Source organism: Parasphingomonas caseinilytica (genome assembly GCF_036663755.1).
In the GTDB taxonomy this organism is placed as follows: domain Bacteria; phylum Pseudomonadota; class Alphaproteobacteria; order Sphingomonadales; family Sphingomonadaceae; genus Sphingomonas.
Map to the genome: position 1 here is coordinate 21,607 of NZ_JAXOJL010000005.1, position 15,472 is coordinate 37,078.

At 64.2% G+C, this 15,472-nt stretch carries 13 protein-coding genes; 12 read left to right on the plus strand and 1 reads right to left on the minus strand.

The window, feature by feature from the left end; all coding sequences use genetic code 11:
- Window positions 1-96: 96 nt before the first annotated feature.
- Window positions 97-1,959, minus strand: a complete 1,863-nt coding sequence (locus U1738_RS11685) for an ABC-F family ATP-binding cassette domain-containing protein (protein WP_332789232.1) — start codon at window positions 1,957-1,959, stop codon at window positions 97-99.
- 77 nt (window positions 1,960-2,036) lie between these two features.
- Between U1738_RS11685 and U1738_RS11690 the strand changes: the two genes are divergently transcribed.
- From U1738_RS11690 to U1738_RS11745, 12 genes are all read left to right on the plus strand, one after another.
- Entirely contained in the window at window positions 2,037-2,504 is a 468-nt protein-coding gene (locus U1738_RS11690; RefSeq protein ID WP_332789233.1) for a GreA/GreB family elongation factor, read from the plus strand.
- A gap of 2 nt (window positions 2,505-2,506) precedes the next feature.
- Window positions 2,507-2,686: a hypothetical protein gene (locus tag U1738_RS11695; protein ID WP_055782933.1), complete on the plus strand. Its 180-nt coding sequence runs from the start codon at window positions 2,507-2,509 to the stop codon at window positions 2,684-2,686.
- A 149-nt stretch (window positions 2,687-2,835) separates the two neighbouring features.
- Entirely contained in the window at window positions 2,836-4,017 is a 1,182-nt protein-coding gene (locus tag U1738_RS11700; protein ID WP_332789234.1) for a BaiN/RdsA family NAD(P)/FAD-dependent oxidoreductase, read from the plus strand.
- A gap of 65 nt (window positions 4,018-4,082) precedes the next feature.
- Complete coding sequence (locus tag U1738_RS11705; protein WP_332789235.1) at window positions 4,083-5,804, plus strand: DEAD/DEAH box helicase; 1,722 nt, start codon at window positions 4,083-4,085, stop codon at window positions 5,802-5,804.
- Window positions 5,805-5,950: 146 nt separating this feature from the next.
- Entirely contained in the window at window positions 5,951-6,406 is a 456-nt protein-coding gene (locus U1738_RS11710; RefSeq protein ID WP_332789236.1) for a YaiI/YqxD family protein, read from the plus strand.
- Window positions 6,407-6,543: 137 nt separating this feature from the next.
- Window positions 6,544-7,755, plus strand: a complete 1,212-nt coding sequence (locus U1738_RS11715; protein ID WP_332789237.1) for an efflux RND transporter periplasmic adaptor subunit — start codon at window positions 6,544-6,546, stop codon at window positions 7,753-7,755.
- A 7-nt stretch (window positions 7,756-7,762) separates the two neighbouring features.
- Entirely contained in the window at window positions 7,763-10,957 is a 3,195-nt protein-coding gene (locus tag U1738_RS11720) for a multidrug efflux RND transporter permease subunit (RefSeq protein ID WP_332789238.1), read from the plus strand.
- Window positions 10,954-12,417, plus strand: a complete 1,464-nt coding sequence (locus U1738_RS11725) for an efflux transporter outer membrane subunit (RefSeq protein WP_332789239.1) — start codon at window positions 10,954-10,956, stop codon at window positions 12,415-12,417. Before U1738_RS11720 ends, U1738_RS11725 begins: the two co-directional genes overlap by 4 nt.
- A gap of 85 nt (window positions 12,418-12,502) precedes the next feature.
- Window positions 12,503-12,862, plus strand: coding sequence for a poly(R)-hydroxyalkanoic acid synthase subunit PhaE (locus U1738_RS11730; protein WP_332789240.1), 360 nt, complete (start codon window positions 12,503-12,505; stop codon window positions 12,860-12,862).
- Between the two features lie 112 nt (window positions 12,863-12,974).
- Window positions 12,975-14,048 carry an alpha/beta fold hydrolase gene (locus U1738_RS11735; protein WP_332789241.1) on the plus strand — a complete coding sequence of 358 codons (1,074 nt, stop codon included), beginning with the start codon at window positions 12,975-12,977 and terminating at the stop codon, window positions 14,046-14,048.
- A complete protein-coding gene (locus tag U1738_RS11740) occupies window positions 14,045-14,581 on the plus strand; it encodes a GNAT family N-acetyltransferase (RefSeq protein ID WP_332789242.1) in 537 nt (178 codons plus the stop codon). The genes U1738_RS11735 and U1738_RS11740 overlap by 4 nt, the downstream gene beginning before the upstream one ends.
- 51 nt (window positions 14,582-14,632) lie before the next feature.
- Window positions 14,633-15,424 carry an esterase/lipase family protein gene (locus tag U1738_RS11745; RefSeq protein WP_332789243.1) on the plus strand — a complete coding sequence of 264 codons (792 nt, stop codon included), beginning with the start codon at window positions 14,633-14,635 and terminating at the stop codon, window positions 15,422-15,424.
- Window positions 15,425-15,472: the final 48 nt, after the last annotated feature.

Sequence of the window (15,472 nt, forward strand, 5' to 3'; positions counted from 1 at the left end):
GGGGTCCACTGTGCCGCGAACCCAGCGCAAAATCATCTAACTTGAACCAAGTCGCTTGGTGGACCCCGGAACAAGTCCGGGGTGACGAAGGCTAGATCACCCCGCCCCCTCCACCGCCTCGCTCGCCTCCAGCCAGGCCGCCTCCGCCGCCTCCAGCTTCGCCGCAGCCTCCGCGCGCCGTTTGGACAGGTCGCCCATCGACAGCTTCTTCAAATAGCTTTCCGCCTTGGACGGATCGAACATCGCCTGATCCAGCGCGCGCACCTCGGCGGTCAGCTTCACCGTCTTGGCTTCGGCGTCCTGCGCGGCCTTGCGAAGGTCCGAAACCTTCTCGCGCGCCGCCGCAGCGGCCTTCTTATCCTTTTTGCCGAACTTCTGGCCGTCCGCCTTGGGCTGGTTCTTGCCCAGGATGAAGTCGGTGTAATCCTCCAGACTTCCACCATATTCGTTTGCCTGCCCCGCATCCACCAGCACCAGCCGATCGGCAGTCAGCTCGATCATGTGGCGGTCATGCGAAACGATTACCACCGCGCCGCTATAGGCGTTGAGCGCCTGCACCAGCGCCTCGCGCGCATCGACGTCGAGATGGTTCGTCGGTTCGTCAAGGATCAGCATGTGCGGCGCATCGCGCGTGATCAGCGCCAGCGCGAGGCGGGCGCGTTCGCCGCCGGACAGCTTGCCGACCTTGGTCGTAGCCTTTTCACCCGAAAAACCGAACCGCCCGAGCTGCCCACGCACCGCGGCGGGCGTCTTGCCCTTCATCAGGTGCGTCATGTGTTCCAGCGGCGTATCCTCGGTATCGAGTTCTTCGACCTGATACTGGGTGAAATATCCGACGCGCATCTTGCCCGAGACGGAGATTTCGCCGTCCATCGGCGTCAATTGCGCGGCGAGCAGGCGCGCGAGAGTCGTCTTGCCGTTGCCGTTGCGGCCGAGCAGCGCAACGCGATCGTCGGGATCGAGCCGCAGGTTGAGCCGCTGCAGGATCGGTTTGCCCGCCGTGTAGCCGACGCTGGCCATATCGAGCGTGACGAGCGGCGGACGCAGTTCTTCGGGCGATGGGAAGTCGAACGACAAAGTCGGATCCTCGGCCATGGACGCGATCGGCTGCATCTTGGCGAGCATCTTCTGGCGCGACTGGGCCTGTTTGGCGGTCGAGGCGCGGGCGGAATTCTTGGCGATATATTCCTGCAACTTGGCGCGCTGCGCGTCCTGCGACGCCTTCGCCGCCGCCAGTTGCGCGGCGCGTTCGGCGCGCTGGCGTTCGAACGAATCGTAGCCCCCGGTGTAGAGGAACACCTTGCCGCCCTCGAGATGCAGGATGTTGTCGACCACGTTGTTGAGCAGATCGCGTTCGTGACTGATGATCACGATCATGTTCGGATAGGCCTTGAGGAAATTCTCCAGCCACAAGGTCGCTTCGAGATCCAAATGGTTCGAAGGCTCGTCGAGCAGCAGCAGGTCCGGCTCGGAGAACAGCAGCGCCGCCAGCGCGACGCGCATCTTCCAGCCGCCCGAATAGCTGTCGAGCGGACGGTTCTGCATCTCCTCGTCGAAACCCAGCCCGACCAGAATGCTCGCCGCGCGCGCCGGTGCGGTATAGGCATCGATCGCCATCAGGCGTTCGTAGACCTCGCCGAGCCGGTCGGGGTCTTCGCACGTCTCGCTCTCGATCAGCAGCGTGGCGCGTTCCTTGTCGGCCTCCAGCACCGTTTCGATCGGCGTGATCTGGCCGTGCGGCGCTTCCTGCTGGAGATAGCCGATGCGCGTCTTCTTCGGCATCTCGATCTCGCCGTCGTCCGGGTCGAGCTGGCCGATCATCACCTTCATCAGCGTGGACTTGCCCGCGCCGTTGCGCCCGATCAACCCGACGCGGCTCTTGGGCGGCAGGGACGCACTCGCGCGGTCGAGGATCATGCGGCCGCCAAGCCGCACCGTGATACCATTGATATTCAGCATGCGCGCGCCCCTAGCACAGGGTGCGGCTTGCCCCAAGAGGCCGAGATGTGCGTTAGGACGGTTATGAGAAACCAATCATGAGCGTCGCATTCCGCCGCGAGAGCGACGAGGAACATCTGGAGCCGAAGTTCGAGCGCCCGATCGCGCCGGGGCCGAATCTGGTCACGGTACGCGGGCTGAAGCTGCTGGGCGAGAAGGTCGCCGAGATCGAGGCGGCGGTGGCGGCGGAGACCGATACGGTGGCGCGCGACGCGTTGAAGCGCGAACTGCGCTATTGGCATACGCGCCAGACGACGGCCGAGGTCGCGCCTGCGCCGGAAGCGGGCGTGGTCGGCATCGGATCGCGCGTGACGGTGCGGATGAACAAGGCGGAGCGCATCGTCGAGATCGTCGGCGGCGACGAGGCCGATCCGGCCACCGGCCGTGTCGGGTTTCAGGCCCCGCTGGCGCAGGCGCTGATCGGCGGCGAAATCGGCGAGCGCGTGGAATTCAACGGCGTCGAGGATGCGATCGAGATCCTCGCCATCGCACCACAGGAGGATTGATCATGGCCGAAACCTTCGCCCGCCACCGCCAGCCCTGGAAACAGGACGAGGTTCAGAAACTCCACACGCTCGCCAAGAAAGGCATGGGCCTGAAAGCGATCGCCAAGGCGCTGACCCGCACCGAGGAATCGGTGAAGGACAAGGCCAAGGAAGACGGGCTGAACATCGCGAAACTGCGGTAGGTTCTTTTCTTTCTTCCTCATTCTTGCTTCCCCGGCGAAGGCCGGGGCCCAGTCGGAAAGGTCGTTGTAACTCGGTGCAACGCCAGCCAAATGCTGTCTCCCGACTGGACCGCGGCGTTCGCCGGGGAAGCGCTTAGCTAGGACAATAATTGACCGCCCCTTCTCCCTACGACGCGATCATCCTCGGCGCAGGCGCAGCCGGCCTGATGTGCGCAGCCACCGCGGGGCAGCGGGGCCGGCGCGTTCTGCTGGTCGATCACGCCGATCAACCGGGCAAGAAGATCCTGATTTCCGGCGGCGGGCGGTGCAATTTCACCAACCTCCACACCGCGCCAGACCGCTATCTGTCCGCCAATCCGCACTTCGCCAAATCCGCGCTTGGCCGCTACACCGCGCAGGATTTCCTCGATCTGGTCGAACGCCACGGCATCGCCTGGCATGAAAAGACGCTCGGCCAATTGTTCTGCGACGGCTCCGCCAAACAGATCGTCGGCATGCTGCTGGACGAATGCAACCGAGGGAAGGTCGAACACTCGCTCGCCCAACCGGTGAACGCAATCGATCATGCCGACGGCCTGTTCCGCGTCAAACTCGGCGCGCGCGAGGTCACAGCAACCTCGCTCGTCCTCGCCACCGGCGGGCCGTCGATCCCCAAGATGGGTGCGACCGGCTTCGCCTACGATGTCGCCCGCAAGTTCGGCCTGAAGATCGTCGAACCCCGCCCCGCCCTCGTTCCGCTCACGCTCGGCGGAGACGAAACCCTGTTCCGCTCGCTCTCCGGAGTCGCGACCGAGATCGTAGCGAAATGCGGCAAGACCGCTTTCCGCGAGGCGGCCCTGTTCACGCACAAGGGCCTTTCCGGTCCGGCGATCCTGCAAATCTCCAGTTATTGGCGCTCCGGACAGCAATTAGGGGTGAATTTCCTGCCCAAATACGAAATCGGCTGGCTCGCCGCCGCCAAGCGCGCGCGCCCACGCGCGCAGTTCGGCGCGGCGCTGGCCGCCGCCCTCCCCGCCCGACTCGCCGAGACATTGGCCGAGCGGCTTGCAATTTCGGGCGAGTTGCACAACATCAAGGACGCCCAACTGGCAGAAGCGGAACGCCGCCTGTTCAACTGGCTCATCTCCCCCAACGGCACCGAAGGCTATGCAAAAGCCGAGGTTACGGCGGGCGGAATCAGCACCGCAGACCTGTCATCGCAAACAATGCAAGCCAAACGCATACAAAACCTGTATGCGGTCGGCGAAGCGGTCGATGTCACAGGGTGGCTGGGCGGCTACAACTTTCAATGGGCATGGGCGAGCGGATGGGCCGCAGGCCAGTCCATCTGACAGCCTGACAACCCCGATGCGCGATCGCCGTGGTGGCACCGCATCCTATTTGATTTGAGAGATTCATGCCTTTTTCAGCTCTGCCACCGCTTCTTACCGAAGCGCTCACCGAACGCGGCTATGCCGCCCCCACCCCGGTTCAGGCCGGTGTTTTGGAACCCGAAGCGATCGGCCGCGACCTGCTCGTCTCCGCCCAAACCGGTTCGGGCAAGACCGTCGCGTTCGGCCTGGCAATGGCCGCGCAGCTGCTCGATGAAGACGGCAAGCTGCCGCAGAAAGGCCCGCTCGCTCTGGTCATCGCGCCGACGCGCGAACTGGCGTTGCAGGTCAGCCGCGAGCTGATGTGGCTCTATGCAAAGACCGGCGGGCGTATCGTAACCTGCGTCGGCGGCATGGATGCTTCGAAGGAGCGCCGCGCGCTGAACCACGGCGCGCATATCGTCGTCGGCACGCCGGGCCGCCTGCGCGATCACCTCGAACGCGGCGCGCTCGACCTGTCGAGCTTGCGCGTCGCCGTGCTGGATGAGGCCGACGAGATGCTCGACATGGGCTTCCGCGAGGATCTCGAACAGATCCTCGACGGCACGCCGACCGAGCGCCGTACGATGATGTTCTCCGCGACGATCCCGAAGACGATCGCCGCCCTCGCCAAGCGGTACCAGCGCGATGCGGTGCGCATCTCGACCGTCGGCGAAGACCGCGGTCATGGCGACATCCAGTATCAGGCGGTGACCTGCGCCCCGGCGGATATCGAGAACGTCGTCGTCAACCTGCTTCGCTTCCACGAAGCGGAAACGGCGATGCTGTTCTGCGCGACACGCGATAATGTCCGTCATCTCCATGCCGGACTGATCGAGCGCGGCTTCAGCGCCGTCGCCTTGTCGGGCGAGCATAGCCAGAACGAGCGCAACGCCGCCTTGCAGGCGCTGCGCGACCAGCGCGCGCGCATCTGCGTCGCGACCGACGTCGCCGCACGCGGTATCGATCTGCCGACGCTCAGCCTCGTCGTGCATGTCGAACTGCCGCGCGATGCCGAGACGTTGCAGCACCGTTCAGGCCGTACGGGGCGCGCCGGGCGCAAGGGCACGGCGATCCTGATCGTCCCCTATCCGCGTCGCCGCCGCGTCGAATCGATGCTCAAGGGCGCGCGGATCAACGCCGACTGGATCAACCCGCCAACGCTGGAGGACATTCGCGACAAGGATCGTGAGCGCCTGCTGACCACGTTGATGGAAGAGGTGGAGATCGACGACGACGATCGCGCCCTGGGTGCCAAGCTGCTCGAAACCAAAAGCGCGGAGGACATTGCAGCGTTGCTCGTCCGCGCCCACCGTGCGCGGATGCCGGTGGCGGAGGAACTGATCTCCTCATCGAAGGAATCCGCCGGTGCCCCGCGCAACGACGGCCACCGCGAAGGCTTCGAGGATATCGTCTGGTTCCGTATGGATATCGGCCGCCGCCAGAACGCCGATCCGCGCTGGCTGTTGCCGCTGATCTGCCGTCGCGGGCACATCACCAAGAACGAGATCGGCGCGATCCGTATCTCGGCGGGCGAGACGATGTTCCAAGTGCCGCGTGCCATTGCCGGAAAATTCTCCGCCTCGGTCGCCCGTACGGCGAATTTCGACGGGCAGGACGAGAATGCGATCCGCATCGAGGCGGTCGAGGGCGAGCCGCGCACGGCGGAACACCGTCCGCGCTTGACGCCAAGCGCCCGCCCGAGCGGCCCTGCGCCGACGCGGCACAAGCCCAAGACCTATCGCCGGACCAACGACCGGGCGCGGTGAGAATTGCAGGTCAACGCGCTCACCGTTCGCCCTGAGCCTGTCGAAGGGCTGTTCTTTTCTCCGCCTGGTGATAAGAACGGTGCTTCGACAGGCTCAGGACAAACGGGGTTAGGGCGGTCCTTCGAGACGCATCCGGACGGCTCGCGATGAACGCGCTCCGCATCCTCGTCGATGGCGACGCCTGCCCCGTCAAAGACGAAATCTACCGCGTCGCCTATCGCACCGAAGTGCCGGTCACGATCGTCGCCAACAGTCACTTCCGCATCCCTGCCCATCCGCTGATCGACCGCATGGTCGTCAGCGACGGTTTCGACGCCGCCGACGACTGGATCGCGGAACAGGCGAATGCGAAGAGCATCGTCATCACCGCCGACATCCTGCTTGCCGACCGATGCCTGAAGGCGGGTGCCACGGTGATCTCGTCCACCGGCAAGCCCTTCACCAACGCCTCGATCGGCGGTGCCATCGCCACGCGTGCGATCATGGCCGATCTGCGTGCCGGGGGAGACGCGATCGGCGGCCCCGCGCCGTTCTCCAAGACCGATCGCTCGCGTTTCCTGTCCACTCTCGACCAGACGATCGTGCGGCTGAAGCGCTTCTGATACATTTCTGATACATTTAAATCGTTGCAGCGCACCAATTTGATGCGCATCAGGAACAAACGCGATCCGGCCGGGTTGTGCGCCAATGCGCGTAAGCTCCGATACTGCCGACGCGACTGGAATCGGTAGGATATCGAATGCTGTTGGATGACCGGTTGACGCCACGTATTCGCCCGGCGGCGTCTTTCTCATTGATCCTCGCTGCGCTTGCCTTGTCGGCCTGCGGCAGTTCGAACAAAAAGGCCGGCCGGGAGCAAGGCACTCCCGAGGTCGGCTATGTCGTCGTCCAGCCGACCAGCGTGCCGATCATCACCGATCTCGGCGGGCGCACCACTGCGTACCAGATTTCGGAAGTCCGTCCGCAGGTGTCTGGCGTGATCCAACGGCGCTTCTTCACAGAGGGTGCGATCGTTAAAAAGGGCCAGACGCTCTATCAGATCGATCCGAGCCTTTACCGCGCGGCGACCAACGAGGCCCGCGCCAATTTGACCAGCGCGCAGGCCAATGCCGAGGCGACGCGGATCAAGGCCGAACGCTATAAGCCTCTCGCCGATATCCAGGCGGTCGCCAAGCAGGATTATACCGACGCCGCCGCCCAGGCGCGCCAGGCCGCCGCCAGCGTCGGGCAGACCCGCGCCGCGCTCGATACCGCACGGATCAATCTGCGCTTCACCAACGTCCCCGCCCCGATCACCGGGCGCATCGGCCGATCCTTGTTCACCGAGGGCGCGCTCGTCACCGCCAGCCAAGCCAATCCGCTGACCACGATCCAGCGGCTCGACCCGATCTTCGTCGATATCCAGCAATCCTCAACCGATCTCCTCACCCTGCGCCGGGCGCTCGCCTCGGGCGGGCTGGCGCCATCCAGCGCGGCGGTCCGACTGAAGCTGGAGGATGGCAGCGATTACGGCCAGACCGGAACGGTCGAATTCGCCGAGGCCTTGGTCAACGAAAGCACCGGAACGGTCACGCTCCGCGCGCGCTTCCCCAATGCACAGGGTCTGTTGCTGCCCGGCATGTTCGTCCGCGCGATTTTCGCTCAATCGGTAAATACCAATGCCTTTCTCGTGCCGCAGGCAGGCGTAAAGCGCGATCCCAAGGGCGCGACCACCGTGCTGGTCGTCAGCGCGGACAACAAGGCGATCGAACGCAAGGTGACCACCACCCGCGTCGTGGGTGCCAATTGGGTGGTGACCGCCGGGCTCAAGCCGGGCGACAAGGTCATCACCGAAGGTGTCGCTCGCGCCAAGGCCGGGCAAGCGGTGAAGCCGGTGCCCGCCGGCTCGACGCAGAAATTCAACACCGCGCCTGCCAAGAGCGGGGACAAATCCGCCCAGACCAAGAACTGATCGCCGCATGATCTCGCGCATATTCATCGACCGGCCGATCTTCGCCTGGGTCATCGCGATCATCATCATGCTGGGCGGTATCGGCGCGATCTACACGCTACCGATCGAACAATTCCCGGACGTCGCGCCGCCCAACGTCAACATCCGCGCAACCTATCCCGGTGCCTCGGCCGAAACGCTGGAGAACAGCGTCACGCAGGTGATCGAACAGCAACTCACCGGCATCGACGGCCTGCTCTATTTCGGCTCGAGCAGTTCGTCGCGTGGATCCGTGACGATCACCGCCACCTTCGAGAAGGGCATCGATCCCGATATCGCGCAGGTTCAGGTGCAGAACAAAGTGCAGCAGGCGATCAGTCGCCTGCCGCAACAGGTGCAGCAACAGGGCCTGACCGTCACCAAATCCAATCCGGATTTCCTGCTGCTGGTCGCGATCTATGACGAATCCGACAAGCTCAGCAATCAGGACGTCTCGGACTATCTGATCGCCAATTTCCAGGATCGGCTCGGCCGGATCGAGGGCGTCGGCGATACCAACGTGTTCGGCTCGCAATACGCCATGCGCATCTGGCTGCGGCCGGACAAGCTGGCCAGCGTATCGCTGATGCCGTCCGACATCATCACCGCGGTGACCGCGCAGAATACCGAGATCGCAGCCGGCGAGATCGGCGGCCAGCCGATGCCGGATACGCAGATGCTCAACGCCACCGTCACCGCGCAATCGCGCCTGCAGACGCCGGAGCAATTCGCCAACATCATCGTCAAGACCGCGCGAGACGGATCGATCGTGCGTCTGTCGGACGTCGCCCGGGTCGAGCTCGGCGCGGAAACCTATGGCGTGGTCAGCCGAATCAACGGCCACCCCGGTGCCGGTATCGCCATCTCGCTCGCCCCCGGTGCGGATGCGCTGAAGACATCCGAACTGGTCAAGACCGAGATCGAAAATTCGGCCAAATCCTTCCCGCCCGGATTCAAATACGCCTTCCCGCGCGATTCCACGCAGTTCATCAAGCTGTCGATCGAGGAGGTCGTGAAGACGCTGATCGAGGCGGTCATCCTCGTCGTAATCGTCATGTTCGTATTCCTGCAGAACTGGCGTGCGACGTTGATCCCGACGATCGCCGTGCCGGTCGTGCTATTGGGGACCGTCGCAATCTTCGCCATCGCCGGTTTCTCGATCAACACGCTGACGTTGTTCGGACTCGTTCTAGCGATCGGCCTGCTGGTCGATGACGCGATCGTCGTGGTCGAGAATGTCGAGCGTCTCATGGACGAGAACCCGGACATGAGTCCGCGCGATGCGACGATCAAGTCGATGGATGAGATTACCGTCGCGCTGATCGCCATCGCGCTCGTCTTGTCGGCGGTGTTCCTGCCGATGGCGTTCTTTGGCGGATCCACCGGCGTGATCTATCGCCAATTCTCGGTCACGATCGTATCGGCGATGATCCTGTCGGTGGTCGTCGCGCTCGTGCTGACACCCGCGCTGACCGCGACATTGCTCAAGCAGCGGGACCAGGAGAAGAAGAGCGACAGCTGGTTCGCGCGAAAATCCCAAGACGCTAAGGACTGGTTCAACGATCGTTTCGATCGCACGACTGAAAAGTATGTCGGCGCGGTCGGCAAGGTGGTGGACCGCAAGTGGCTGTTCCTGCTGATCTATGCCGGCGTCGTTGTGCTCCTCGCGATCCTCTTTGTCCGCTTGCCGACCGGCTTCCTGCCGTCCGAGGATCAGGGTGGCGCGCAGGTGCAGTTCAATCTGCCACCGGGTGCAACCCAGGCGCGGACGGTCGCGGTGCAAAAGCAGATCGAGCGCTATTTCCTGGAAAACGAGAAGAGCAATACCGGTGTCCTGTTCACCAATGCCGGCGGCGGCGGCGGCGGTGCGACCGGCCAGAATACCGGGCGTGGCTTCATCGCCTTCAGCGATTGGGCGGATCGCAAGGGTAAGGACAATGTCGCCGACGCGATCACCCGTCGCGCGACCAAGGCGTTGAGCGGCCTGCGCGATGCGGAAATCTACGTCACCGTGCCGCCGGCCGTGCGCGGCCTCGGCCAGTCCGCCGGCTTCACGATGGAATTGCTCAATTCCGGTGGCCTCAGCCGCGCAGACTTCAAGGCCGCACGCGACAAGCTCGTCGCCGCTGCCCGTGGGGAATCCACACTACAGGCGATCCGCCTGACCGACCTCGAGGATCAACCGACGCTGAAGATCGACATCGATCAGGCGAAGCTGAGCGCGCTCGGCCTGTCGCAGGCGGACGTGAACGCCACGCTTTCGACCGCCTGGGGTGGCCGCTACGTCAACGACTTCAACGATCGCGGCCGCGTGAAGCGGGTCTATGTCCAGGGTGATGCGCCGTTCCGCCATGCCCCGGACGATCTGGCGCAATGGTATGTACGTGCGGCCGATGGCCAGATGGCGCCGTTCTCCGCCTTCTCGACCATCTCCTGGTCCACCGCTCCGCCCAGCATGGCGCGCTTCCAGGGCGTGCAATCCTATGAAATCTCCGGCCAGCCCGCCGAGGGCCAGAGTTCGGGCGATGCGATGAGCAAGATGATCGAACTCGCCGCGCAAATTCCGGGCACCACCGTCGCCTGGGCCGGCCTGTCGTTCCAGGAGCGGCTGTCCTCGGGCCAGGCGCCGTTCCTCTACGCGATCTCCTTGCTTGTGGTGTTCCTGTGCCTCGCTGCCTTGTACGAGAGCTGGTCGATCCCGGTCGCGGTGCTTCTGGTCATTCCGCTCGGTCTGGTCGGCGCAGTGTTCGCGGTGACGCTGCGCGGTCTGGAAAACGACGTGTATCTCCAGATCGGCCTTCTCACCACGATGGGTCTTGCCGCAAAGAACGCGATCCTGATCGTGGAGTTTGCCGAACAGGCCGAGAAGAAGGGCAAGCGCGTCATCGACGCCGCACTGGAGGCGGCGCGCCTGCGCCTGCGCCCGATCCTGATGACCAGCCTGGCGTTCATCTTCGGCGTCCTGCCGCTGGCGATCTCGACCGGTGCGGGCGCGAACAGCCGCGTCGCGATCGGCACGGCGGTGATCGGCGGCATGCTGACCGCGACCATTCTGGCAATCTTCTACATCCCGCTATTTTTCGTACTGGTCAGGCGCGGCACACGCGGGATGCTCGCCAAGCTGCATCACGAGAAGCCGGACGAGCCGCATACCGGCGAGCCGAAACCGGAGCCGGCGGCATGAAGCTTTCCATACTCACCGTGGCGATGGCCACCGCCGCGCTCGCCGGGTGCAGCCTTGCGCCGAAATACGTTCAGCCCGAATTGCCCGTGCCGCCCTCCTGGCCGGTCGGTGACGCATATCTGAAGCGATCGGAGGCCACCCTCCCCAGCGTGTCCTATCGCGACATCTTCCGCGACGCGCGCCTGCAGCAGATCGTCGAACAGGCGTTGGTCAACAATCGCGACCTGCGCGTCGCCGCGGCCAACATCGCGGCGGCGCGCGCGCAATATCGTATCCAGCGCGCCGAATTGCTGCCGCAGGTCGATGCCTCAGCCAACGTCACGCGTTCCGACGCCGGCACCGGGCGCACCAACAATGGCGGCGCGACCGTCACCGGCGGCGCGCGCACGAGCTACACGACGGACATCGGCATCACCGCGTTCGAGATCGACCTGTTCGGCCGCATAAGATCGCTCAGCACTGCTGCGCAAAACCGTTATTTTGCGACCGAAGCCGCCGCCCGTGCCACGCGCCTGACATTGGTCGGCGATATCGCCACCGCGTGGGCGACCTACGGTTCGGACAAGAGCCTGCTCAAGATCGCGCAGGATACCGTCGCAAGCGCTGGCAGCAGCGTGAAGCTGACCAAGGCGCGGCTCGATGGCGGCGTCGCGCCGCGTACCGATCTGGCGCAGGCTCAACTGGTGCTGGCGCAGGCGCAATCCGATCTCGCGCAGCAGACCACCGCACTGGCGCAAGACGTCAATGCGCTGCAACTGCTCGTCGGCGCGCCGGTCGATGCTGCCCTGCTGCCCACAGACATTGAGGATGCGGGCCGGAACCTCTCCGAACTCCCCGCCGGTCTCGATTCGGGCATCCTGCTGCGCCGCCCCGACGTGTTGCAGGCGGAATACGAACTTCGCGCGACCAATGCCGGGATCGGTGCGGCGCGCGCGGCCCTATTCCCGCGCATCTCGCTTACCGCCATCATGGGTCTCGCCAGCAACGCATTGTCCGGCCTGTTCACCGGCGGCGCGTTCAATTATTCGGTCGCACCGTCCGCCAGCTATTCGATCTTCCAGGCCGGCGCAGCTAAGGCCAATGTCCGCCTGTCCGAGGCGCAGCGCGATGCCGCGCTGGCCACCTACGAGAAGTCGATCCAGACCGCGTTCCAAGAAGTGTCCGATGCGTTGGCCCGACGCGGCACTATCGCGGACCAGACGAAAGCCGCGCAATCACTCGCGGCGGCAGCGACCGACAATTATCGCCTTTCGGATGCGCGCTATCGTGGCGGCATCGATACGTTCCTGCAAAGCCTCGATGCGCAACGCTCGCTCTATTCCGCGCGACGTTCACTCGTCGCGACGCAACTGACGGCGGCGAGCAACCTCGTCACCCTGTACCGCGTGCTTGGCGGCGATGCGCTGCTCGAGGCCACGCCACAAGGTCCCGTTCCAACCGGCACCACACCTACTCCGTAACCCGCCGCATTTCAGATGCTGCACAAAATGCTGCGCCGCACTCATGCTTGACGCGAGCCGGCTCGCAGTAAAGGATGGCGGCAGCATGACGACATCTCCCTCCGACCCCGGCAAATTCCTGCGCGATATGCTCGGCCAGTGGGAGCAAATGGCCAATCAGTTCGGCGGCCAGGTATTGAAATCGGGCGAATTCTCGCGAGCGATGCAGGGTGCCAGCGCAGCGACGATGAATGCGCAAAATGCCGTCCACCAAGCCATGGATCGCGCGCTTGTCGCCGCGAACATGCCGAGCCGAAGCGAGGTTGAGGACCTGTCCGCCCGGCTGCGCGGGATCGAGGAAAGCGTGGCGCGGATCGAGGCACTGTTGATGGCTCAGGCCGGGATCAAGCCACCCGAGCGCCCCAAGCCCAGCCGCAATCGCAAGCCGCCGGCGAAAGCGGCTTGATCCGGCCGCTTACCGTCATCCCGGCGCAGGCCGGGATCGCTGGATGGCATGCGCAGCCCTCGCCCCACAGCAATCCCGGCCTGCGCCGGGATGACGGCGTGAAGCGGGTGCGATGACCGAAACCACCGCCCCCGATGCCTTCGAGCAGGCCCGCGGATTGTTCGACCGCGCGATCCAGCGCAACTTCAAGGGGCTGGATTATTTCGCCTCCCCAGCCCCGGTGCTGGGCGCGTCGCCCAAGGATCTGCTGATCCAGCGCGGCACGATGAACCTGTATCATTATCGCCCGATGACGGACGACGTGTACCGCGTGCCGCTCCTTCTGGTCATGGCGACCACCAACCGCGGCTACATCTTCGATATGGTGCCTGGGCAAAGCCTGGTCGAATATCTCCTCAAGGCCGGTTACGACGTGTTCATGCTCGATTGGACGCCACCCCGCGCCGACGAGAAGACGTTGACGCTCGCGGATTACGTGCTCGATTTCATCCCCACGGCCATCGCCCGGGTGCAGGCCGAGACCGGCGAACAGGATTTCAGCCTGGTCGGATATTGCTTCGGCGGTGTGCTGTCGCTGCTGTGGGCCGCGCTTCATCTCGACGCACCGATGAAGAACCTCGTCTGCTTCACCACGCCAGTCGATTTCGCGCAGATGGAGATGTTCCAGGCGTGGGCAGACCAACGCTTCTTCGATGTCGATCGGCTGGTCGATACGTTCGGCAATTGCCCCGCCGACTATCTTTATTCGGCGTTCGACATGCTGCGGCCCGGCGCGAAGATTGCCGGCAACATCCGCCTGCTCGACAATCTGTGGAACGACGAATTCGTCAAATCCTTTCGCATGTTCGATCGCTGGGCCACCGACACGCTGCCGCTGGCGGGGGAATATTTCCGCGAGACGACCAAGAAGCTGATGTGGGCCAATGCGCTTCATGAAGAGACGATGGAAGTGGCCGGACGGCCGATCGACCTGACCGCCATCACCGCACCGTTCCTGCATGTGACGGCCGAACATGACCATATCGTGCCGGCCGCCGCATCAAATCCGCTGATCGGAATGATCGGATCGACCGACAAGGAACAGGTGACAATGAAGGGCGGACATGTCAGCCTCGTCGCCGGTGGGAATGCGATCAAGCGGCTTTGGCCGAAATTGGTCGATTGGCTTGGGGATCGTTCGACTTGAGTTACCGTATCCGGCGGTTCGCCCCAACAGACCGCGACGCAATGCTGACCTTCGCGGAAGGGTTGCCCGAACACGATCTGCTGTTCCTGGGCCGCGACCTGAAGCATCCACGCGTCGTCGATGCCTGGCAGTCGGCGATCGAGGAGGGCTGGATCGACAGCCTGGTCGCCGAGGATGACGGCACATTCGTGGGCACCGCTGCGCTGGTGCGCGATCCGCTTAGCTGGAGCGCGCATGTCGGCGAGATCCGCCTGCTCGTGTCTCCGACCAAGCGCGGCGCTGGGTTGGGCCGCGATCTGCTGGAGGGAATCTTCGCCATCGCGATCGAACGCGGCATCGCCAAGCTTACCGCACAGATGACGCCGGACCAGATCGGATCGGTCATGCTGTTCGAAAGTCTCGGCTTTCGCGCCGAGGCTTTGCTGAAGGACCATGTCCGCGATCGTGACGGCAAGTCGCACGATCTCGCCATCCTGGCCTATGATGTTGCACGCGTTTCTGCGCAGCATCGCGCCTTCGGGCTGGAGGAATGAACAATATCTACATCCGGCAGGTTTAAGACCGGAGGCACAGGAGACGAAACAATGGCAACTCAAGCACCTGCGGCGGCGATCCGCCCACCATCGGCGTTGCTGGCGCTGACCGAACTGCCTCGCGCGATCGCCGAATTCGGCTCGCTGGGCCTCGCCGCGCCGATCCTCGCCAGCGCACCGCGCGGCGACGGGCATCCGGTGCTGGTGCTGCCGGGGTTCGTGACGACGGACGTTTCGACGCGGGTGCTGCGCTCCTTCCTCAAAGGACTGGGTTACGACGCGCACGCTTGGGAACTCGGCCGCAATCTCGGCCCCAAGGCGATCGGACACGAGGGCGAGAAGCTCGCCGCGCGGTTGCAGGCGGTGCATGAATCGACCGGCAAGAAGGTCAGCATCGTCGGTTGGAGCCTCGGCGGGGTCATGGCACGCCAGCTTTCCCGCCGCGCTCCGGATGCGGTGCGGCAGGTGATCACTCTCGGATCGCCCTTCACCGGATCTCCGCGTGCGACCAACGCTTGGCGTGCCTATGAAGCGCTGACCGGGCATAAGATCGATGGCGAAGATGCGCGGGCACAAATGAGCGAGAGCGAATGCGCACCGCCCGTCCCATCGACCTCGATCTTTACCCGCGAGGATGGCGTCGTCGCGTGGCAGAATTGCATCGAGCCGCTGGGTGCGGAGACCGACAATATCCAGGTTCACGGCAGCCATTGCGGTTTGGGGGTCAACCCGGCGGTGCTCTACGCCGTTGCGGATCGGCTGGCGCAGGCCGAAGGTGATTGGCATCCGTTCGAACGCAAGGGCTTGAAGGCGTTGGTGTACCCGTTCGCGGGGCATGCGTGACAGTTAATCCTCCCCGGTACGGGGAGGTGGCAGCCACAGGCTGACGGA